Source organism: Pseudocnuella soli, assembly GCF_004347775.1.
GTDB lineage: Bacteria > Bacteroidota > Bacteroidia > Chitinophagales > Chitinophagaceae > Flavisolibacter > Flavisolibacter aquaticus.
Map to the genome: position 1 here is coordinate 2407830 of NZ_CP037755.1, position 21310 is coordinate 2429139.

The following is a 21310-nucleotide window of genomic DNA, read 5'->3' on the forward strand; positions in this document are numbered from 1 at the left end:
CCCTGAAAACGGTATTACATTTTTGCAACAATCATTTCAATCCACAGGGTTGATCTACGATCAACAGCATGAAATTTATTTGTGTTTTCGCGGTGCTACCAACCGGTTTGGGCTACGCCCAATCATCAATACTTGCACTAACTCTATTTTTGCATATTGCCAGCAACCAATAATCCAATAATTAAATAATCAATAATCATTCAACTACTGGCTGTTGGTTTCGGCAGTTCAAAATTTCGCGTAATTCTTGTTCGATATGCTCACACGCCTTCCACCACCAACATCTTCGTAGTTGCCGCTTGCTGGCGAATAATCTTTGCTTCGGTGTATTCCGGAGATGCCCACCATTCCTTTGCACGATGCACAGAAGGAAATTCTAAAACCACCATCCGTTGCGGGTTCCAGTCGCCTTCGAGGCTTTCGGTGGCGGCACCCCGCACCACAAAACGCCCACCATATGCGGCCACTGCAGCGGGCGTTAGCTTTTTGTACGTTTCATACAACTCGGGGTTGTGAATGGTGATTTCTACAATAACAAATGCAGGCATAAACGGCGGGTGGTTTTAAAAAATAATAGTTAGGTCCGTTGCGTTTCGTTTTAATCAACAAACGCAAATCGCATGTTTACAATTGCTCTTTAAAAAACAGCGCCTTCAGTTCCACCGCATCATCGGGTTTCATTTTGCCGCCTAAGATCAGGCGCAGTTGGCGGCGGCGCAATGCACCATCAAACAGGTGTTGATCTTCGGGAGTAACCGGCTCCAGCGTGGGCACCAGGCGTGGCTTGCGGTTAGGATCTAGGGCTACAAAAGTGTAATAAGCCTCGTTGCTTTTATATCGGTATTGCTGCGTATAGTCTTCGCCCCAAACTTTCAGGTGCACTTCCATCGAAGTGGTAAAAGCACGGGTAACATTGGCTTCAATATGCACCGTGTTGCCCAGTTTAATAGGGTTTTCGAACGAAATATTATCTACCGATGCAGTTACCACCGGCGCATTGCAATGCTTCATGGCGGCAATGGCTGCGGCAATATCCATCCAATACATCAGGCGGCCACCCATCAGGTTGCCAAATACATTGGTATCGTTGGGTAAAACAATTTCGGTCATCACCGTATAACTATCCGCAGGCTTTTTTGAGATCATGTTTCTGGAATTGCTCATTTGGCGCAAAGGTATTCGTCCGGTAGCTTATTTTGTTTTTGACTCCACATTTTTAAAAAATGCGGCTGCGGCGTCAACATTTATTTATCTGCAGAATTATTGCGTCAAAATCAATCATAAAGTAGGCCTTTGGTCATAAAGCGATGCCCCTTTTTGCCCTACTTTTGCGCCATTAACGTTTTGAAATGATCACTTCGCTGCCCGTTTTATCCTTTGACAACACCGAGATTGCGTTTGCCCATAAGCAGGACAAAGACCTGAAGGATGCGCAGTTTCTGTTTTCCATGATGAACTATTCCTGGCTGGTAAAGCTGGGCACCCAGCTGGCGCCGTGGGCCATCAATGCCGGTTTGCCGGTAAAAGGCCTTATCCGCAAAACTTTGTTCAAGCAGTTTGTGGGTGGCGAAACATTGGAAGAAACCATCCCGGCGGTGCAGCATATGGGCCAATACAATGTGCAGGTGATTCTTGATTATGGCGTGGAAGGAAAAGAAGGCGAAGCCAGCTACGATCATGCCCGTGACGAATTTATTCGCGTGATTCAATTTGCGGCATCGCAACCCAACATCCCCTTCATGAGTGTGAAGGTTACCGGCATGGGGCGGTTTGGATTGTTGGAAAAACTGGACGATGCCATGCATGCTTCCGGCGCCGAATCGCTGGTGAAGCGTTACCATGCCGGCTTGCAGGCACTAACCGCCAGCGAACAGCAGGAGTGGAGCCGCGTTGCCGACCGTTTCCGGTCCATTTGCGAAGCAGCCAAAACCGCCGGGGTCGGCTTTTTGGTAGATGCTGAAGAAACCTGGATCCAAGATCCTGTTGATGCGCTAACGATGCTGATGATGTCGGAATACAATAAGGAAGCATTGGTGGTGTATAATACGGTACAGCTGTATCGCCACGACCGCCTGCATTTTCTACAACAATGCATTGACGCCGCCACAGAACGTAATTTTTTGCTGGCCGTAAAGCTGGTGCGGGGCGCATACATGGAAAAGGAGCGGGCCCGCGCTGCCGAAAAAGGCTATCCTTCGCCCATCCAGCCTGATAAAGCCGCCTCTGACCGCGACTATGATGCGGCGGTGCGCCTGTGCATGGAGCACCTTGATCAAACCGGTGTGATCGTGGCATCGCATAACGAGTGCAGTAACCTGCTGGCCGTGCGGCTGTTGGAAGAAAAAGGCTTGCCGCTCAATCACCCGCATGTGCATTTCAGCCAGCTGTATGGCATGAGCGATAATATTACATATAACCTAGCCAAGGCCGGTTGCAGCGTCAGCAAATACCTGCCGTTTGGCCCCATTAAAGACGTGGTGCCTTACCTCATGCGGCGTGCCCAGGAAAATACTTCGGTTAAAGGCCAAACCGGCCGCGAATTGGCGTTGATTCAAAAAGAACTGCGCCGGCGTGGAAAAGCGTAATCATATTTGTGCAGATAAAAAAGCCTTGCTGTTTAAAGCTGCAGGGCTTTTTTGCAGATATGAGGATGTGGTGGATAAAATATTAGCGCAGCAATGGCGTTAAAAATTAATATGTTAGGGTTGGATTTTGCAAAATATTCTATTTGTTAAAAAAATGTTTGCAAAGTTTCAAGCACGGCCTTTATCTTCAACCCCTGAAAAAGAAAAAGCCCCCTGTAGAAACAGCGGGCGACTAACGATTGCTTGCCATATGAAAGAGTTCGAATAATCTTTTTTACTTGCTGCCTTTACAGCTTTTTCGACCAGGGCGGCTAACGATTCTTGCCATATTTACTCATGATTGCTTTTCTGTCCGCCTTTCCCTTTTGTCTGAAACAAAATTAAATCCCTTATTTCTTAGTTTAAGATCAATAAATGGGTTTAATTTTTATGCCTAAGGGAAAGGCGTTTTGTTAAAGCAGGCCACCACAAAGGGTTTCAGCGCGCTAAAGTCATTATTTCCAAGCTATTTTTCCCGGTGCTGATTTGGCTGATTTTTTTTCATTTTTTTGAAAATCCAGTAAAAATTGGCCGGTTTCATTGCATGAGCTGCCTGAAACTGGGGAGAAATGTGGCGATTGTAACGATTTTCTTCCTCGTTTTGACCCATTTTACAATGTGAATGCACATAATCGCCCGATCAATATTTTCCCGACGCCAAAACGTATGGCTTAGTGGAACGCGATAACGCCAAAGCTAAGTTGCCTTCATTTTTTCCCCAACGCAATGCTTATAACCCCCGCGCCTTAACTTGCAGGCATGCAACAATACCACGATCTGCTGCGGCATATTCTGGCAAACGGCGTTCATAAAAGCGATCGCACCGGTACCGGCACGCAGAGTGTTTTTGGCTATCAGATGCGCTTCGATTTGCAACAAGGCTTTCCGCTGGTCACCACTAAAAAGGTGCATCTTAAAAGCATCATCTACGAGTTGCTTTGGTTCCTGAAAGGCGTAACCAATATTGCTTATTTAAAAGAACACAAGGTGAGCATTTGGGACGAGTGGGCTGACGAAGCAGGCGAGTTGGGGCCGGTATACGGCAAGCAATGGCGCAGCTGGACCGGCGCCGATGGTAAAGTGGTGGACCAGATTACCGAACTTATACATCAGCTAAAGACCAACCCCGACAGCCGCCGGCTGATCGTGTCGGCATGGAACGTGGCCGAGTTGCCGCAGATGGCGCTGATGCCCTGCCATGCACTGTTCCAATTTTACACTGCGGTAAACAGCGGCGGAAAACGCACCCTTTCGTGCCAGTTATACCAGCGGTCGGCCGATGTGTTTTTGGGCGTGCCGTTTAATATTGCATCATACGCTTTGCTGACAATGATGATTGCACAAGTGTGCGACATGGAGCCTGGCGAGTTTATACACACCTTTGGCGACGTGCATATTTACAGTAATCATATGGAGCAGGTAGCATTGCAGCTTTCGCGGGAACCTTTTCCGCTGCCCACCATGCAATTAAATAAAGAGGTAACAGACATTTTTTCGTTTCAATACGAGGATTTTACCCTCACCAATTACCAAAGCCACCCGGCCATTAAAGCGCCGGTAGCGGTTTAAGTAAAAATTCAAAAGGCAAAAGTCAAAAACGGGAACCGTACAAACATGTACACCGTTTTTACTTTTGAATTTTGCCTTTTGACTTCCCATCTTGTTTGCTTATAAATAATCACGGATTCATGTCCTTTCAACCCATCATAAGTTTTGTAGTGGCGGCCGATGAAGGCGGCGTGATCGGTAAGGCCAATCAACTGCCCTGGCACCTGCCCAACGACCTTAAATATTTTAAGAACCTGACCTGGGCCATGCCCATCTTAATGGGGCGCAAAACATTTGAATCGATTGGCAAACCGCTGCCCGGTCGGCAAAGCATCGTCATTACCCGCAATGGTGATTGGCAATATCCTGGTGTGCTAGTGGTTCACTCGGTAGCCGAGGCGTTGGAAGCTGCAAAAACAGCCGGAGTGAAAGAGATATTTGTAATTGGCGGCGCCGAAATTTTTGCGTCTGCAATGCCGCAGGCACAGCGCCTTTACCTTACCCGGGTACATCATCGTTTCGATGGCGATGTGTTTTTGCCCTCAATCGACGACAGTGAATGGAACCTGGTGCGGGAACAGCATTGCAGCGCTGACGAAAAGAATGCTTATGCGCATACCTTCCAGGTGTGGGAACGCATTGAGGGATGATGGATGGAAGATTTTGGATGGTGGTAGCGCTTGCTGTTCTGAACTTTTGTTTTATTGCATTTCTCCGGAAAATTTTACGCTTAACATAGACCCAATTCCTTGTACTCGCATTTTGACCTAGCCCGCAAATACATCCATTATTACTGCACCGCCATGAATGGCAAAGGGCATGGCATGCATTCGCCTTTTGTGTTTCAATTCATTTTAAACGTATTGCATAACGGGCAGGGATATGCGCCGCCGCCAGTTTTAGAACAGCAACGTAAAAAACTCCAGCGCGATAAGCGCATGCTGCACATTGAAGATTTTGGCGCCGGATCAAGAACAGCGGCCACCAAACACCGTACCGTCGCCCAACTGGCAGCCACAGCCGTAAAGCCGCGTAAATACAGCCAGATGCTCCATCGCCTGGTTCGGTATTATCAACCCAACACTATTGTGGAACTGGGCACGTCGCTTGGATTGACCACTGCATACCTGGCAACTGCCAATACACAGGGAACAGTTTATACCATCGAAGGCAGTGGTGCGGTACAACAAGTAGCTAATGAAGGTTGGCAGGATGCAGGCATTGCAAACATTCAGTCGTCGGTAGGAAATTTTAATCAGGAGTTGCCCAAACTGTTGTCAACTTTAAAGTCGGTAGATCTTGCCTACTTTGACGGCAATCACCGGTATGCACCAACGATGGAATATTTCCATCTGATTTTGCCCCACGCAACAACCGATTCCATTTTTGTTTTTGATGACATACATTGGAGTGCCGAAATGGAATGGGCCTGGGCCGAAATACAGCAACATCCGTCGGTACGCTGCACCGTTGACCTGTTCTTTATGGGCTTAGTGTTTTTCAAAACGGGCTTCCACGAAAAACAGCATTTTACCGTTCGTTTTTAAAAACGCACCATGCAAATTTACTTTACCTTTCGACCTATAATTTTCAGCCTATGATCATTGGCGTGTTGCAAGAGCCTGCAGAAGAAACAAGGGTATCGCTGCTACCCGAGGCCGTTGCTGCTTTGGTAAAAAAAGGCCACCAGATATTAATAGAGCCCGGCGCAGGAGCCCGGTCGTTTGCCGCCGATGCTGATTATGAAAAAGCCGGTGCAAAAATGGCAACCGCAAACGAAATAGCTGCTTCGGCCGATGTGTTGCTTTCCATCAATGCGCCATCGGTTTTGCCAAAACCCGGTGCCGTGCTCATCGGCGTTTTTCAGCCTCTTTTTTTCCCGGAAAAAATAGCGCAGTGGGCCCAGCAGGGCGCCACGGTGTTTAGCCTCGATATGCTGCCCCGCACTACCAGGGCGCAAAGCATGGACGTGCTATCGTCGCAAGCCAACCTGGCCGGTTACAAAGCGGTGTTGCTGGCTGCACAATTGTACCCGCGGTATTTCCCCATGTTCATGACAGCTGCCGGCTCCATTGCGCCGGCCAAGGTCCTGATACTGGGTGCCGGTGTGGCAGGCCTGCAGGCCATTGCCACGGCAAGGCGCCTGGGCGCTGTGGTGGAGGTGTTTGATACCCGCCCCGCGGTAAAAGAAGAAGTGCAAAGCCTGGGCGCCAAGTTTATTGAAGTGGAAGGCGCCGCCGATGCATCGAAAGCGGGTGGCTACGCCGTGGAGCAAACCGACGACTACAAACAGCGCCAACAGCAACGGATATCCGATTCTATTGCCAAGGCCGATGTAGTAATAACCACGGCACAAATACCCGGAAAGCGGGCACCCTTGCTCGTTACCGATGATATGCTGCAACGGATGCGTGCCGGCTCAGTGATCATTGACCTTGCCGCATCTTCGGGTGGCAATACAGCCGCAACGAAGAACGGCGAAACGGTTTCGTATAATGGTGTGGCGATTGTGGGCAACAGCAACCTGCCGGCAACTGCGCCTTCCGATGCATCGAAGCTGTATGGTAAAAACATCCAGAACTTTTTAGCCCTCGTTACGTCAAAAGACGGTGCGCTCAACCTTGCATGGGATGATGACCTGGTGAAAGGATCGTGCATTACCCACGATGGCGCCATTGTGCATGAACGGGTTCAATCGCTTATTCAAACAACTGCATAACCCCATTTATATATGAACAGTACAATCAACTGGCTGGCGGCAAACCAGCAGGTCATCTACATAGTGATCCTGATGATTTTTGTAGGCATTGAAGTGATCGGCCGGGTGCCCAGTGTGCTGCACACGCCGCTGATGAGTGGCGCAAACGCCATTCATGGCGTGGTGATCGTGGGTGCCATCATTGTAATGGGGCAGGCGCCAAAGGACAACATCGCCGCACTGATTCTCGGCTTCCTGGCTGTCGTGCTCGGCACCATCAACGTGGTGGGTGGCTTTGTGGTGACCGACCGGATGCTGGAAATGTTTAAAAAGAAAGGACCTAAGAAGCCTGATGCTGCACACTAATCGCTAAATCCGAATCATCAAAATCGAAATCCGAAAATAGATCGGTTTGGAAGCAAACAAGAAATATGATCTGGAGGCGCGAACGGAAAGGTTTTCGATCTTGGTTAGAAACTATTGTTTGCAGTTGAAAAGGGACATCATCAACCGGGAGTACATCGTGCAACTGGTTCGTTCCGCAGGTTCGGTAGCTGCAAACTACATCGAAGCGAACGAACATCTTGGCCCAAATGATTTGCGTATGAGGATAAAAATTTGCAGAAAGGAAGCAAAAGAAAGCCGCTTGTGGCTCAAACATACACTTACTTACGAAGATGCCGCATATGAACAAAACCGGCTTCAATTGATTCAAGAATCCATTGAACTGGAAGCCATTTTTGGTAGCATTCTCCGCAAGTTGGGTCAAGCTTAAGGGCACGCTTCGGATTTCGGGTTTATTATTATTCGGATTTTTAATTTTCTTCTTCTATATGGACAGTGTTTTAATCATCATATACATCCTCAGCTCTGTATCCTTTATCATCGGCTTGAAAATGCTGTCGCACCCCGAAACGGCGCGGAAAGGCAACCTTGTTTCGGCCGCCGGTATGGGCCTGGCCATCATTGGTACCATGTTTATGTACCAAAATGAAGATGGCGTTTTGCTGCAAAACCGCGGCTGGATCCTTGCGGGGCTTGCAGTGGGTGGTATCATCGGCTGGATGTCGGCAAAAAAAGTGCAGATGACCGCCATGCCTGAAATGGTTTCCCTGTTCAACGGGATGGGTGGCGCTTGTGCGGCCCTTATTTCCATTGCCGAATTCAACCATTTTGCGTCCACCGATTTTACTTTTCAAATACACGAGGCTTACCAAAATGCTGATTCCATCGACGAAGCATTTTTGGTGCTGCCGGTGCAGATCGGTATTATGGTAACGGTGCTGCTTGGGCTCATCATCGGCTCGGTTTCGTTTGCAGGTTCAGTAGTTGCATGGGGCAAACTCAATGGCCGCATCAAGGACAAAATGTTCAAAGGGCAGCATATTGTAAACCTGTCGCTCCTGGGCATGATCCTGTTCCTCGGTGCCTTGTTGTTGTACAATATTTATTCGCAGTTCGTGGTATCGCAAAGCGATATCGGCATGCTGGGGCCGCTCACTATTTTTAATAAAATCCACATCAAGCTGCCCGTTTCGGTGTTTGTGCAGTTCTACATCATTCTACTACTTTCCTTAGCCTACGGTGTTTTGTTCGTGCTGCCCATTGGCGGCGCCGATATGCCGGTGGTTATTTCGCTGCTCAACTCCTTTACCGGTGTGGCGGCGGCCTGCGGCGGCTTTTTGTACCAAAACAACGCCATGCTTACCGGCGGTATCCTGGTGGGTGCAGCGGGTACCTTGCTCACCATCCTGATGTGTAAAGCCATGAACCGGTCGCTGAAAAATGTATTGATTGGTGCTTTTGGCGGCAGCACGGCAGTGGCGGCTGGCGGCAGTACCAAGGAGCAGGGCGCATTTAAAGAAATATCCCTTTCCGATGCGGCGGTGGTTTTGGGCTATGCCAATAAAGTGATGATTGTGCCCGGTTACGGCCTGGCGGTGGCGCAGGCACAGCATGCCTGCCACGAATTGGAAAAACTGCTGGAAGAACGTGGTGTGGAAGTGAAATACGCCATTCACCCGGTGGCGGGCCGCATGCCGGGGCATATGAACGTACTGCTCGCCGAATCGGACGTGCCGTACGACAAGCTGCAGGAAATGGAGCAGGCCAACGAAGAATTTCCTACCACCGATGTGGTGCTCATTCTTGGTGCCAACGACGTGGTAAACCCCGCAGCCAAATCCGACCCGGCTTCGCCCATTTACGGCATGCCGATACTGGATGTGGAGTTGGCGAAAAATGTAATTGTCAACAAACGCAGTATGAAGCCCGGTTACGCCGGTATTGAAAACGACCTATTTTTCCGGCCCAAAACTTCCATGCTTTTTGGCGACGCCAAAAAAGTATTGCAGGATCTGATTGCTGAGATCAAGAGCATTTAAGCGGGGTTTAAAAATTCAAAATTCAAAATTCAAAAGTCAAAAGAGCTGCGCCGTTTGGCAAGGTCTTTTGACTTTTTTTATACGCAAAGCGCTCAATCACGCGAAACCTTTAAACTTTCATTGCCGCTCTTCTTTTCCTTCGTGCCCCTTCGTTACTTCGTGTCTTCGTGGTTCAAAAACCCCCTCATCTCGGCACCGCATTTCTCCCTTGCCGCCCGGCTGTACCTTTGTTCAAAATTTTACTGTGGCCATAGTTCCGCCTGCATTGCTCCAATCCCTTCAGCACCTGCCCGGCTTCGATGCGCAGGCATTCATCGATGTGCATGCACAGGAAGAAAAGATCACCTCTATCCGGGTCAACCCGCTTAAGTTTACCAACGACGATCTAACAAGCATAGGCGGCGGCATTGCCAACACCAGTGAGTTAGTGCCCTGGTCGCGGTGGGGCCATTACCTGCCCGAGCGGCCTTCGTTTACGTTTGATCCACTTTTTCACGCCGGTTGCTATTATGTGCAAGAGGCCAGCAGCATGTTCCTGGAACAGGCCATTACCCAACTGGCGATCCTGGACCAGCCGCTAAAAGTGCTGGACCTGTGCGCCGCACCTGGTGGCAAAAGCACCCACCTCCAATCTCTGATTTCGAAGGAAAGCCTATTGGTGAGCAATGAAGTGATCCGGCAGCGGGCGGGTATTTTACGGCAAAACATGACCAAGTGGGGGGGCGCCAACGTGGTGGTTACGGCCAACGACCCGCAACATTTTGCCCGCCTCGAAGGCTTTTTCGATGTGCTGGTAGTGGATGCGCCCTGCAGTGGCAGCGGCTTGTTTCGCCGCGACCCGGAAGCCATCAACGAATGGAGCCCTGATGCCGTGCAGCTTTGTTGCGGCCGCCAGCGCCGCATTCTTTCCGATGCGCTGCCTTGCCTGGCAGCGGGTGGCCTGCTTGTTTACTCCACCTGTTCTTATTCGGCCGAAGAAGATGAGGCCATCGCTGACTGGCTGGTGGAAGAATGGGGTTTGGAAAACCTGTCGCTGGAGGTTGCGGAAAGTTGGGGAGTCGTTAGGTCTCAGTCGCCCAATACGGGCTCGGTCGGTTACCGCTTTTTCCCAGATCAAGTAAAAGGCGAAGGCTTTTATCTGGCCTGTTTCCGGAAAGGCAGCGGCGGTGCTAGCCGGTACAAAACTACAAAACCCGAGGCGGCGTCATCCGCCGAAAAAGCGGCTGTGGCACCCTGGATAGCCGCAGGAGATTTTTCGATTTTAAAAGAAGGTTTTTTATACGCGTTGCCTGCCCCGCTGTTGGAAGCATTCAGCATCATCAAAGCTAACCTGTATGTGCAGCAAGCGGGCGTCAGGCTGGGCGAGGTAATGAAGGGTAAATTAGTGCCCGACCATGCGCTGGCCCTCAGCGAAATCATCACGCCGCATTTAACAGCCACCGACCTGGAACTTCCGGAAGCCATCAAATACCTGCAGCGCCTCGACCTTTCCGTGCAGCCAGAACAGCGGGGCTGGCAACTGGCCCGGTTCGGCGGGCACAATCTGGGCTGGATGAATGCGTTAGGGAACCGGATCAATAACTATTACCCCAAAGAGTTTCGTATTTTGAAACAGGCTTGACAGCAGGCCTCGGAACATGATTTGTTTAAACCAAATACTAATTGTTATGAGAGTGGGATTAATATTTTTCTTCGCCTTTTTTGCATCCGTTAGTTGCAGTGCACAGAGATTTGTGTTGATTGATACCAAGATGAAGCTGCCAATTTTATACACCGACAGTTTAACGGCAGACCAAGCAGATAAGGGCTATTTCCCGGTTCAGTTAAGTGCAATGGATTCGTTGGTCGCCAATCTAAATTATCTAAAAGAATTATTGTCGTTAAGGGCGAGGGCGAAAATGGAGTCTTTTGAACTGCATGCCGCGTCAACTATTATCAAAACAGAACGTGTTCCTGCAGCTTATGGCGATCGATATAATATTATGGCCCGTACAACTGTTGGGGAACTTCAAACATATATGCGCCTCACTACAGCCGAAAACTCAAATAGTAAAAACAGAGAACGGATTGAGCGATTGCTCTCATATTTAAAAAAGGAAAAACAGCTATTTCGTGAACCAAAGGAAATTGTCCCTAAGGTCTATAATGTTCAAATAATCTCTGGATAATGCAGTATTGTTGATTTGGGCTTCTAGCCAGTTTGGCCGAAAAAAGGGATAGTTTTTATCAGAATATTTTCTAAACAAATCTTTTTTCACACCTACAGCCGGGGTTAAACTTAGCCTTAAATTGTTAACGGCGTCTTTGCTTTGTGCTGCATTTGCTAAATTGCACACCCGGTTGCTGGAACATTAAAAATGAACATTATCCGCATGAAAAAATTGTTGCTCTTGTTGGCATTTGGATTGGTGGCCCTGACGGGCTTTGCACAGAACGAGGTGTTGGTGCACAGCAACGATAAAGGACTGTATGTGCCGCATACCGTTGCCGCCAAAGAAAACTTTTATTCCATAGGTCGCCTGTATGCCATTTCGCCAAAAGACATTGCCTCTTTTAACGGCGTGGATATGGCCAATGGCCTGAGCGTGGGCCAAACCATCAACATACCGCTGAACAATACCAATTTCTCGCAGACTGCCCAGAGCGGCACGCCTGTATATTACGTGGTGGGGGAAAAGGAAGGGTTGTACCGCGTTAGCGTAAAAAACAACAAGGTGTCGATGGCGAGTTTGCGGCAATGGAACAAGCTGTCATCTGATAATATTTCCACGGGGCAAAAGCTGATTGTAGGTTACATACAATCCACTGGCGTGCCGGCCACCAGCACCAATGCAGTAGCGGCCACACCCGCACCGCGGCCGCAGGAGCAGCCTGTTTCGGCAAACAACAATGCTGCTGCAAACAATAATAATTCCGCGGCAGCTAACAATACTGCACCGCCACCAAGCCAGACACAAAATACCCAAACCGCAACGCCGGCAGTAACTGCTGCGCCCAAGCCAGCCGCACCCAGGCAATTGAGCACCAGCGGTTCGGGGTATTTTAAAAACCAGTTTGAACAGCAAAGCCGCAGCAGCAATGTGGGCAAAGAAGTGACTGCAAACGGCAGCATTTTCAAAACCACCAGCGGCTGGCAGGACGGTAAATTTTACGCACTAATGGACGGTGTAGAGCCGGGCACCATCATTCGCGTGGTAAACCCCACCAACAGCAAAGTAGTGTTTGCAAAGGTGCTGGGTGAGATGAGCGGCATTCGCCAAAACTCGGGCCTGGATGTGCGCATTTCTAACGCTGCCGCAACGGCACTGGAAATTGGCGAGCAGGATAAGTTTGTGGTGAAAGTGAATTACTAAAATCGGTAAGGGAACGGCTTTTGGCTGGTAAAGTCAAAATGCAAAAGTAAAAAGCGGAGCACTTGAAAAGGGGCTCCGCTTTTTATTTTATGAAAAGAGGCATGATGCTTATTCGGCAAAGCGATAACCGCGCAGAAAATCGCCCACCTGCATGCGTTTTTTGCCTTCCAGTTGCAGCTCTTTAATGGCGAGATAGCCATCGGTACAGGCTAGTTGCAAAAATGTTTTCTGATCGGTGTGCCATTGCCCCGGTTGGTGGCTGGGCGTTGTTTCTACTTTATCCGCAGCGTAAACCTTTAGCGTTTTGCCATCCAGCTGGGTAAATGCGCCGGGGTATGGCGACAGGCCCCGAACAAGGTTATACACCGCAGTTACCGGCTGTTGCGGGTCAATGCGACAGGTGTCGGTAAAAATCTTTGGTGCATGTTTTAAGTTTTCGCCGGTGGCAAAAGTTTGTGGCATTTCCTGTAGTGTACCGTCTGCCAGCGCCTGTACTGTTTTTACCAATAATTCGGCACCTACCACTTTCATTTTGTCGTGCAATGTGCCGGCGGTGTCACTATCGGTAATGGGTATGCGCTCCTGCAATAATATGTTCCCGGTATCAATTTCGTGCTGCAGTTTAAAAGTAGTTACGCCGGTTTCCGCCTCACCATTGATGATGGCCCAATTGATGGGTGCCGCGCCGCGGTAATGGGGCAGGAGCGAACCGTGCACATTGATGGTGCCCATCGGTGGCATGTTCCAAACAATTTCGGGCAACATACGGAATGCCACAACAATTTGCAGGTCGGCCTTCAGCGCGGCAAGTGCTTCCAAAAACCCAGGATTCTTCAGTTTTTCCGGTTGCAGTACGTTCAACCCTTTTTCCACGGCGTATTCTTTTACAGCACTTTGCTGCAGCTGCATGCCCCGCCCGGCGGGCTTGTCGGGGGCGGTAACCACACCCACAATATTGCAGCCTGCCGCCACCAGCGCATCAAGCGATGCCACGGCAAATTCGGGTGTGCCCATAAACACGATGCGCAATTGCTGGAAGGATTTGCCCGATGCATCTGCGCTGGTACTTTGCGTTACTGCTGTATCTTTCTGAGATGGTTCCAATGAGAATTATTTTATAAGCCTGTCTAATTGTCCTTTTAAAATGAGCCGAACATTGGCGGAGCACTACTGATAGATCAGGTATTTTTTCCTGATCTCTTTGAACATGGTCAATCCGGGCTCCCAGCTTTTCCTGATCTCCGCTTCCGATTTGCCCGCTTTAATTTGCTGCATCAGCGTATAATTGCCCGACAGGTTGTTGAAAAAAGCATCCACGTCGTTGCCGCTTTTGGGCAGGATAAAAAACTTGCTTTTATCGGGGAACAACCGGTAGGCTTCCAACAGGTATTTTATCTGCAGTTTGCCATCCACTTGTTTCAACACTTCATCGGGTGTGCCGTGCAGGTTCCATCCATAACATTGTTTGTTGTATGGTTTCGATTCCGGCGCATAAGTACGGTACTCGGGCACAAAAGCATACATGGTTTTAGGCAGCGATGGGTGCCCGAAAATTTGAAAAGGCTTCGGGGTGCCACGACCTTCGCTTAACACGGTGCCTTCAAAAAAGCAGGTGCTGGGGTACCAGTAAATGCTTTGTATTTCGGGCAGGTTGGGCGATGGCGCCACGGGCAGGTCGTATTTGCTGTTGTGGGTGTAACCTTCGCAAGGGATAACGGTAAGACCAAAATATTTGGCGCCCGGCGGGTACATGGCCGCCAGCACATTTTGGGTGTATTGCTCCATGGCCTCCTTGCTCAGCCAGCCTTCGCCCAGAAGCATTTTAGCGTATTCGCCAATGGTCATGCCATATACTACAGGCACGGGTTGCATGCCCACAAATGATTTGTATTTGGGTTCCAGCACCGGTCCATCCACATAAAAGCCATTAGGGTTTGGCCTGTCGAGCACCATCAAGGGCAGGTTGTAGGCAATGGCCGCTTCCATATAATCCTGCAGCGAAGAAATGTATGTGTAAAAACGAACGCCTACATCCTGAATGTCGAACAGCAAAACATCCACACCCGCTACATCTTCTTTCGAAGGCTTGCGTTTTTTACCATACAGCGAAACGACGGGAATGCCGGTTTGTTTGTCGATGTTGCTGTTGACGGAAGCACCCGCTTCGGCAGTGCCGCGGAAGCCATGTTCGGGCCCAAATATCACTTTGATCTTTACGCCTGATTCTTTCAGCACATCAACGAGGTGGCGGTTGCCTATCATCGAAGTCTGGTTGGCAAAAACGGCTACAGTCTTGCCTTTGAGCTGGGGCAGGTACGCATCCAGCCGCTCGGCCGCGGGTTTGATGCTTTTATTTTGAATTGTGTTCGTGGCTTTAGGTTTTGCAGCAGCGTTGCCGCCCGGTCGTTGCTGGGCCGCACAGCTGCACAGCAGGAACAATGAAAAGGTAAGGCTTGCCGCTTTAAGGCAGGAAATTTGCGCCATGAATAAGGGTATTTGATCGGCTGCTAAAATAGGGAGAAAACAGCAGGCCCTAGGTTTGTGGCGTTTAGTAGCGGCGATTTAACAGCGTTTTGAACGACATTTCAGGGAAGTGCGTACCTTGGCGCCCTGTTATCTTTCCGCCGGCCTGCTTTTGCCCCACCTGGTAGCTGCAGTTCTGTTTTTTGCCCGGGGCAAAAGGAAATGATGCATACTTTTTTGTTGACCTTTAAAATTATTTGAAACCATGCAACAAGTTCAGAACGGTGATAAGGTAAAAGTACACTACCACGGAAAGCTGCGCAGCGGCGAAACTTTTGATTCCTCTGAAGGCCGCGACCCGCTTGAGTTTACCGTTGGCGGTGGACAGGTTATTCCCGGCTTTGACCAGGGTGTGATGGGCATGCAGGTGGGCGACAAGCGCACCGTGGAAATTGATGTGGCCAATGCCTACGGCGATAAAAGCCAGGAGATGATCATTGAATTTCCAAAATCGCAGTTCCCGCCCGAAATGAACCCCGAAGTAGGCCAGCAACTGATGATGAACAACGGCCAGGGCCAACAGTTCCCAGTTACCGTTGCCGAAATAAAAGAAGAATCTGTTGTGCTGGATGCCAACCACCCGCTGGCTGGCCAGGACCTCATTTTCGATATCGAGCTGGTTGAGATTGTGCCTACGTCGCGCATCATTATGCCTTAAGATTGAATAGCAAAAGCAATCATGCTTTTACCATAATAAAAAATGCCATCCAGCCGGATGGCATTTTTTATTATCTATTGTTGGTTGCTTCAATCAATATTGACCACAGCTGATCTGCGGTTGCTGGTAATAGTGTTTGTTGCGGTGCCTTTTGTTTTCAAATACCAGCCCAGCCACAAGCCAACCAGGCCCCAGCTAACAACGGCATCGACCAAATGGCCCCACACATCGAAGCTGTGGTACCAGATGTAATTGGTGTACGGCACATTGAGGAAAACAATGAACCCGGTGGCGAGGCAGGCGGCGAGGATTGCTGCAAAACTGCGCTGGCGCAACCGCGTTATTACCCAGCAAAGCAGCAACATGGTAATAAAGTTGGTGACCAGTCCGCGGGTCATGTTCATCGTCATATTTTCCTGCAGCGATGCGTGGTACTCCACCCGAGCCCAGGGCTTGCCTGCAGCGGCTTCCATGGCTTTGTTCCATTCGTCCATACTGGCTGTAGGCGGTGGCATTGGTAAAATATAGCCGCCTTCTTTCAGTTGGAGGCCATTGAGGAATCCCATGATCTGGTCTTGTTGGGGCGTGTATTGCTGCGCCGGTTCGTGCAGGCCCGAAACATTCCAGGAAATAAATTGCCAGAGGAACATAATGATGCCCCCGACAAGGGCGGCAATGATTGTTTTTTTCATATCACAAGGTGGTTGTTGGTTGGGATTAAGGTAGTTCAGGTTTTGCTGCCAAACAATAGTCGCCAAACTCAATCAACCGGTTGCTACAATGCAAGCATTCGATGGCGGTAAAACGAAGGGTGCATTAAGGTGTATTCGGTAACAAGCGATAAGAAAAATTCCTAGATACGCATGGCGATTTGCGTTATTAAGTAAGTTTGGTAATGTATATTGCCGGCATAAACACCCTTTTTATACTTCTCTGATATTTATCATACGAAACCAAAACTTGCTGTAATTCCATGATGCATTTAGAGCGGATCGATTTTTTGCGGGGCATTGCCATCATGATGGTGTTTGCCTACCACCTGAGTGTAGAAATCTTTGGCGTGCCGTACGAAATCAAATATGTAGGCGGCTTTTTCCTCAACCCTTCCGATTTCAGCACCGATCAACTGGTCAAAAATTTTCTGCCCAGTGCATTCGGATGGGCAGGGGTGGAGTTGTTTTTAGTGATCAGCGGGTTTCTGATTCATTTAAATTATTTGCAAAAAGGCAAGTTCGTGCCTGCGCTGTTTTTCAATAAGCGCTTTTGGCGCATCTGGCCACCTTATATGATTGCGTTAGTGTTTTTTGCCCTAACGGTTCCGGCAAACAACATCCGCGAATTTCTGTCGCATGCTTTTTTGGTGCACAACCTGAACGAAAGCGATTTTTTTTCCATCAATCCTTCGTTCTGGTCGCTGGCGCTGGAAATGCAGTTGTATGCAATCTATCCGCTCTTCCTGTTGTTTAGAAAAAAGTTTGGCGTTAAAAAAACTGTGGCCGGTATTTTCTTATTGCAAATGGCGCTGACCACTACCGGTGCGCTTTTGCAAATTACCAGTGCCCGCTACCAGTCGTTTCTACTCAATTACTGGATTGTATGGGTAATGGGTGCCTACCTGGCTGAATGTTTTTTCCACGGCAAGCGGTTGGTTCCACTAACGTTCAACCAGCTTTTGTTGGTGTTGGCGTGTGTTATCGGATTGCGGTTTACAGCGGTATATCTGCATTTCAGTTTCTTGTTTTTCAGCATATTTTTTGTGCTGCTGCTCGATTGGATTTTGCACACCGAACATACAACGTTGCTGAGCGGAAAGGCTTATAAGTTTGTTATCTCCATCGGCTTGTTTAGTTACAGCATTTACCTTTTTCACCAGCCGCATTTGGGGTGGATCATCGAACGTTTAACCTTTGGTGCGCATCCAGCGTACACTGCTGTAGCTGCAGTGTTGGCATTCCTGTTTTTCTATTGTCTTTCCTACGTTACTTATAAACTCATTGAGCTTCCTTCCATCAAATTTGGAACACAATTTTATAAAAAGGTGTTTCAAAAAAAGGTGGCAACGTCTGCCGGAGTAAGTTTGAAGCAATCCGTGTAGCAATTGCGCTGGAGGTAGGTTTTTTGTAAAATGAATCAGCTTAATGCTCTAAGCCTGTTGCCTCATGCATCGCTAAGTTGGGCAAAGCCAAAAAGGAGAAAGTGAAATGGCTTGCTGTACATTTGGTCTATGTTTTCACACTACCAATTCACCGCGGCCGAACGCCTGATGCGCTATGTGCAGATCGATACCCAGAGCGACCCGCAATCTGACGCGCAGCCTACCACCGAGAAACAAAAAGACCTGTCCCGTTTGCTCGCTGCCGAACTTTTGGAACTAGGTTTGGCAGATGCGCATATGGACGAATGGGGTTATGTGTACGCAGCGCTGCCGGCCAATACCGATAAAAAAGTGCCGGTCATTTGTTTTTGTTCGCATGTAGATACGGCACCAGATGCCAGCGGCACCGGCGTAAAGCCTTTGCTCCACAAGCAATACAACGGTGGCCCCATTCACCTTCCCGATGATGCGGCCATTGTACTCAACCCCGATGATCTGCCATATTTAAAAGAATGCATCGGTCACGATATTATCACTGCCAGTGGCACCACGCTGCTGGGTGGCGATGATAAAGCCGGCGTGGCTGAGATCATGGATGCCATCGCATTTTTGGTGGCGCATCCACAGGTAAAACACGGCACCATTAAAGTGCTGTTTACACCCGACGAGGAAGTGGGCCGCGGCACTGCAAAAGTGGACCTGCAAAAGTTGGGCGCCGAGTTTGGCTACACACTCGACGGCGGCGACCGCGGATCGTTGGAAGATGAAACGTTTAGCGCTGATGGGGTAACGGTTACGGTCAACGGCATTATTACCCACCCCGGCGATGCCAAAAATAAAATGGTGAATGCGCTGAAAATTGGTGGCGCCATCATGGCCGCTTTGCCTGCTGATAGCCTGTCGCCAGAAACAACCGAAGGCCGCGAAGGTTTTATTCACCCGGTGCGTATTTCGGGCGGTGCGGAACAATGCACCCTCGAATTTATTATCCGCGATTTTGTAACCGCGGGCCTGAAAGAAAAAGAAGATTTGTTGGAAAGCGTTGTGCGGCAAGTATTGCAGCAACATCCAAAAGCATCATACACATTTACTGTAACGGAACAATACCGCAACATGAAGGAAGTGCTGGACCAGCACCCTCAGGTAGTAGCGTTTGCGCGGCAAGCCATCGAACGGGCTGGTTTGCCTGTAAAAACGGAAAGCATCCGCGGCGGCACCGATGGCAGCAGGCTTTCGTTTATGGGGTTGCCTTGTCCCAACCTTTTTACCGGCATGCAGGCCATTCATTCCAAACGCGAATTCATTTCGGTGCAGGATATGAACAAAGCCGTCGAAACCATTGTACACTTGGTGCAGGTGTGGGAAGAAGCAGGGGAGTAATTTGAAAATTTGATGATTTGAAGATTTGAAAATTGAACAGTCAAATAGATTTAAACAAATACAAAGGGTAGAAATTTGTTTCGTTTAATGCATGGTTATGTTTTGCAACAGCAGCAGTGCAAAGCCGAATTACCAAAATGCTAACCGCTAATTGGTTATTTTTAAGCGAAACAAATTGTAACTGCTATGTTTATACTCGACTACTGGTGGCTGATTTTACTATTGATCATTGTCTTCACCGGTTTATTCACCATCAACCAGGGATACATTGGTGTTATCACCATGTTTGGCAAGTACCAGCGCATTGTGCGTCCGGGCCTCAACATCAAAATTCCAATCCTCGAGCAGGTTTATAAAAGAGTCTCCATTCAAAACCGTTCGGTGGAGTTGGAGTTCCAGGCCATCACTGCCGACCAAGCCAACGTTTATTTTAAATCAATGTTGTTGTACGCGGTGCAAAACGCCGACGAAAACACCATTAAAAAAGTAGCGTTCAAATTCATTTCCGAAAAAGATATGATGTCGGCCCTCATCCGTACGGTTGAAGGCACCATCCGTACTTATGTAGCATCAAAGCGGCAGGCAGAAATCCTGGGTTTGCGCAAAGAAATTGTGGAGTATGTAAAAGAACAGGTTGACCTTTCGCTGGAAGACTGGGGTTATCACCTGCTCGATTTGCAGATCACTGATATTTCGTTTGATAAAGTGATCCTGGATTCGATGAGCAAAGTGGTGGCATCGAACAACCTGAAAGCCGCTGCCGAAAACGAAGGCCAGGCACTGTTGATCACCAAAACAAAAGCCGCCGAAGCCGATGGTAACTCCATTAAAATTGCCGCCGAAGCAGAACGCGAAGCAGCACGGCTCCGTGGCCAGGGTGTGGCCCTCTTCCGCCAGGAAGTGGCGCATGGCATGACCGAAGCCGCCGAGCAAATGAAACAAGCTAATTTGGATACCAACGTGATCTTATTCAGCATGTGGACCGAAGCGGTGAAAAACTTTGCCGAATACGGCAAAGGCAACGTCATCTTCCTCGATGGATCGGCCGACGGTATGGAAAAAACCATGAAGCAGATACAGGCGCTGATGGTAAAGCAGGCCGGCACCACCATGACGAATTAATAGCAATATATCGCAAACAATAAAAGGGGCTTCGGCCCCTTTTTACTGCGCCCTATTTCCGGCCGCAATATTTATTTAGAGCGGCAATACAGAAATTCTTCTTAAATCGTGTAAATCTGCCATCGCTGCGGTTATTTTTGCCACCCGCCCGGCAGCGGCCCAAAATAAAGCAGGCGCCGGGGCGTTGAAGATTAGTTTTTCACCAATAATAACCACCAGTATGATGGACTTGCTGCAAATGGCAGACACAGCGGTACAAGCCGCACAAACCGTAGCCCAAAGCGACACCAATGGCGATGGCCAGCTAAGCATGATTGAATTGCTGACCATGGGTGGCTGGATCATGCTGCCGCTCCTGCTTCTTTTTGTCATCACCATTTATGTTTTTGTGGAGCGCTACCTCGCCATTCAGAAGGCGGGCCGCATTGATCCCAATTTCATGAACATCATACGCGATCATATTTACAACGGCAACGTTACCGCTGCCCGTTCGTTTGCAAAAAACACCGCCAACCCTGTTGCCCGCATTATCGATAAAGGCATCCAGCGCATCGGAAAACCCATCGACTCTATTGAAAAAAGCATGGAAAACGTGGGCAAGCTGGAACTCTACCGCCTGGAAAAAAACTTGTCCATCCTGTCGCTCATTGCAGGCATTGCGCCGATGTTTGGTTTCTTGGGTACCATCATTGGTATGTTCCAGTTGTTTTACCGCTTGGCATCTACCGGCGAGTTTACCATCCAAAGCATGGCCAACGGTATTTATACAAAAATGATCACGTCGGCGGTGGGTCTTATCATTGGTTTGCTGGCTTACATTGCGCACAGCTACCTCAATACGCAGGTGGATAAGAACGCAAATAAAATGGAAGCATCCAGCTCGGAGTTTATCGACATCCTGCAGGAACCGACCCGATAGCCTGGA

The 21310-nt window shown here is 48.9% G+C and carries 21 protein-coding genes; 16 read left to right on the forward strand and 5 right to left on the reverse strand.

Annotated elements, in window-relative coordinates; translation table 11 throughout:
* Window positions 1-260: 260 nt before the first annotated feature.
* Window positions 261-548 (reverse strand): DUF1330 domain-containing protein, encoded by a 288-nt coding sequence (locus tag EPD17_RS09880; protein WP_132053840.1) that lies wholly within the window; start codon window positions 546-548, stop codon window positions 261-263.
* 76 nt (window positions 549-624) lie between these two features.
* Complete coding sequence (locus tag EPD17_RS09885; RefSeq protein ID WP_114236928.1) at window positions 625-1146, reverse strand: acyl-CoA thioesterase; 522 nt, start codon at window positions 1144-1146, stop codon at window positions 625-627.
* 203 nt (window positions 1147-1349) lie between these two features.
* On the opposite strand from EPD17_RS09885, the gene EPD17_RS09890 reads away from it, so the two are divergent.
* The 11 genes from EPD17_RS09890 to EPD17_RS09940 all read left to right on the forward strand — a co-directional run bounded on the left by EPD17_RS09890 (window position 1350) and on the right by EPD17_RS09940 (window position 12607).
* Window positions 1350-2585 (forward strand): proline dehydrogenase family protein, encoded by a 1236-nt coding sequence (locus tag EPD17_RS09890; RefSeq protein ID WP_132053842.1) that lies wholly within the window; start codon window positions 1350-1352, stop codon window positions 2583-2585.
* 798 nt (window positions 2586-3383) lie between these two features.
* Window positions 3384-4193 carry a thymidylate synthase gene (locus tag EPD17_RS09895; RefSeq protein ID WP_132053844.1) on the forward strand — a complete coding sequence of 270 codons (810 nt, stop codon included), beginning with the start codon at window positions 3384-3386 and terminating at the stop codon, window positions 4191-4193.
* A gap of 119 nt (window positions 4194-4312) precedes the next feature.
* Window positions 4313-4822, forward strand: coding sequence for a dihydrofolate reductase (locus EPD17_RS09900; protein WP_132053846.1), 510 nt, complete (start codon window positions 4313-4315; stop codon window positions 4820-4822).
* Between the two features lie 99 nt (window positions 4823-4921).
* Window positions 4922-5719 (forward strand): O-methyltransferase, encoded by a 798-nt coding sequence (locus EPD17_RS09905; RefSeq protein ID WP_204743120.1) that lies wholly within the window; start codon window positions 4922-4924, stop codon window positions 5717-5719.
* A gap of 50 nt (window positions 5720-5769) precedes the next feature.
* Window positions 5770-6891: an NAD(P) transhydrogenase subunit alpha gene (locus EPD17_RS09910; RefSeq protein WP_132053848.1), complete on the forward strand. Its 1122-nt coding sequence runs from the start codon at window positions 5770-5772 to the stop codon at window positions 6889-6891.
* Between the two features lie 12 nt (window positions 6892-6903).
* Window positions 6904-7236, forward strand: a complete 333-nt coding sequence (locus EPD17_RS09915) for an NAD(P) transhydrogenase subunit alpha (protein ID WP_132053850.1) — start codon at window positions 6904-6906, stop codon at window positions 7234-7236.
* Window positions 7237-7282: 46 nt separating this feature from the next.
* Window positions 7283-7645: a four helix bundle protein gene (locus tag EPD17_RS09920; RefSeq protein ID WP_204743122.1), complete on the forward strand. Its 363-nt coding sequence runs from the start codon at window positions 7283-7285 to the stop codon at window positions 7643-7645.
* Between the two features lie 58 nt (window positions 7646-7703).
* Window positions 7704-9254 carry an NAD(P)(+) transhydrogenase (Re/Si-specific) subunit beta gene (locus EPD17_RS09925; protein ID WP_132053854.1) on the forward strand — a complete coding sequence of 517 codons (1551 nt, stop codon included), beginning with the start codon at window positions 7704-7706 and terminating at the stop codon, window positions 9252-9254.
* A gap of 244 nt (window positions 9255-9498) precedes the next feature.
* Window positions 9499-10875, forward strand: a complete 1377-nt coding sequence (locus tag EPD17_RS09930; protein ID WP_240040585.1) for an RsmB/NOP family class I SAM-dependent RNA methyltransferase — start codon at window positions 9499-9501, stop codon at window positions 10873-10875.
* A 46-nt stretch (window positions 10876-10921) separates the two neighbouring features.
* Window positions 10922-11422 carry a hypothetical protein gene (locus EPD17_RS09935; protein WP_132053856.1) on the forward strand — a complete coding sequence of 167 codons (501 nt, stop codon included), beginning with the start codon at window positions 10922-10924 and terminating at the stop codon, window positions 11420-11422.
* A 204-nt stretch (window positions 11423-11626) separates the two neighbouring features.
* The gene (locus EPD17_RS09940; protein WP_165929585.1) at window positions 11627-12607 is read left to right on the forward strand and encodes a LysM peptidoglycan-binding domain-containing protein; all 981 of its coding nucleotides are present in this window, start codon (window positions 11627-11629) and stop codon (window positions 12605-12607) included.
* A gap of 108 nt (window positions 12608-12715) precedes the next feature.
* Here the strand turns inward: EPD17_RS09940 and fmt are convergent, their stop codons facing one another.
* Window positions 12716-13711, reverse strand: a complete 996-nt coding sequence (gene fmt / locus EPD17_RS09945; RefSeq protein ID WP_240040586.1) for a methionyl-tRNA formyltransferase — start codon at window positions 13709-13711, stop codon at window positions 12716-12718.
* Between the two features lie 63 nt (window positions 13712-13774).
* A complete protein-coding gene (locus EPD17_RS09950; RefSeq protein WP_132053860.1) occupies window positions 13775-15091 on the reverse strand; it encodes an exo-beta-N-acetylmuramidase NamZ family protein in 1317 nt (438 codons plus the stop codon).
* A 244-nt stretch (window positions 15092-15335) separates the two neighbouring features.
* Between EPD17_RS09950 and EPD17_RS09955 the strand changes: the two genes are divergently transcribed.
* Complete coding sequence (locus tag EPD17_RS09955) at window positions 15336-15788, forward strand: FKBP-type peptidyl-prolyl cis-trans isomerase (RefSeq protein ID WP_114236867.1); 453 nt, start codon at window positions 15336-15338, stop codon at window positions 15786-15788.
* Window positions 15789-15877: 89 nt separating this feature from the next.
* On the opposite strand, the gene EPD17_RS09960 is transcribed toward EPD17_RS09955, so the two are convergent.
* Window positions 15878-16480, reverse strand: coding sequence for a hypothetical protein (locus EPD17_RS09960; RefSeq protein WP_132053862.1), 603 nt, complete (start codon window positions 16478-16480; stop codon window positions 15878-15880).
* Window positions 16481-16761: 281 nt separating this feature from the next.
* On the opposite strand from EPD17_RS09960, the gene EPD17_RS09965 reads away from it, so the two are divergent.
* The 4 genes from EPD17_RS09965 (at window position 16762) to EPD17_RS09980 (ending at window position 21304) form a co-directional block, all read left to right on the forward strand.
* Window positions 16762-17883 carry an acyltransferase family protein gene (locus EPD17_RS09965; RefSeq protein WP_132053864.1) on the forward strand — a complete coding sequence of 374 codons (1122 nt, stop codon included), beginning with the start codon at window positions 16762-16764 and terminating at the stop codon, window positions 17881-17883.
* Between the two features lie 129 nt (window positions 17884-18012).
* The gene (gene pepT / locus EPD17_RS09970) at window positions 18013-19263 is read left to right on the forward strand and encodes a peptidase T (RefSeq protein WP_132053866.1); all 1251 of its coding nucleotides are present in this window, start codon (window positions 18013-18015) and stop codon (window positions 19261-19263) included.
* A gap of 186 nt (window positions 19264-19449) precedes the next feature.
* Complete coding sequence (locus EPD17_RS09975) at window positions 19450-20385, forward strand: SPFH domain-containing protein (RefSeq protein WP_114236863.1); 936 nt, start codon at window positions 19450-19452, stop codon at window positions 20383-20385.
* Window positions 20386-20605: 220 nt separating this feature from the next.
* Window positions 20606-21304 carry a MotA/TolQ/ExbB proton channel family protein gene (locus EPD17_RS09980; protein WP_114236862.1) on the forward strand — a complete coding sequence of 233 codons (699 nt, stop codon included), beginning with the start codon at window positions 20606-20608 and terminating at the stop codon, window positions 21302-21304.
* Window positions 21305-21310: the final 6 nt, after the last annotated feature.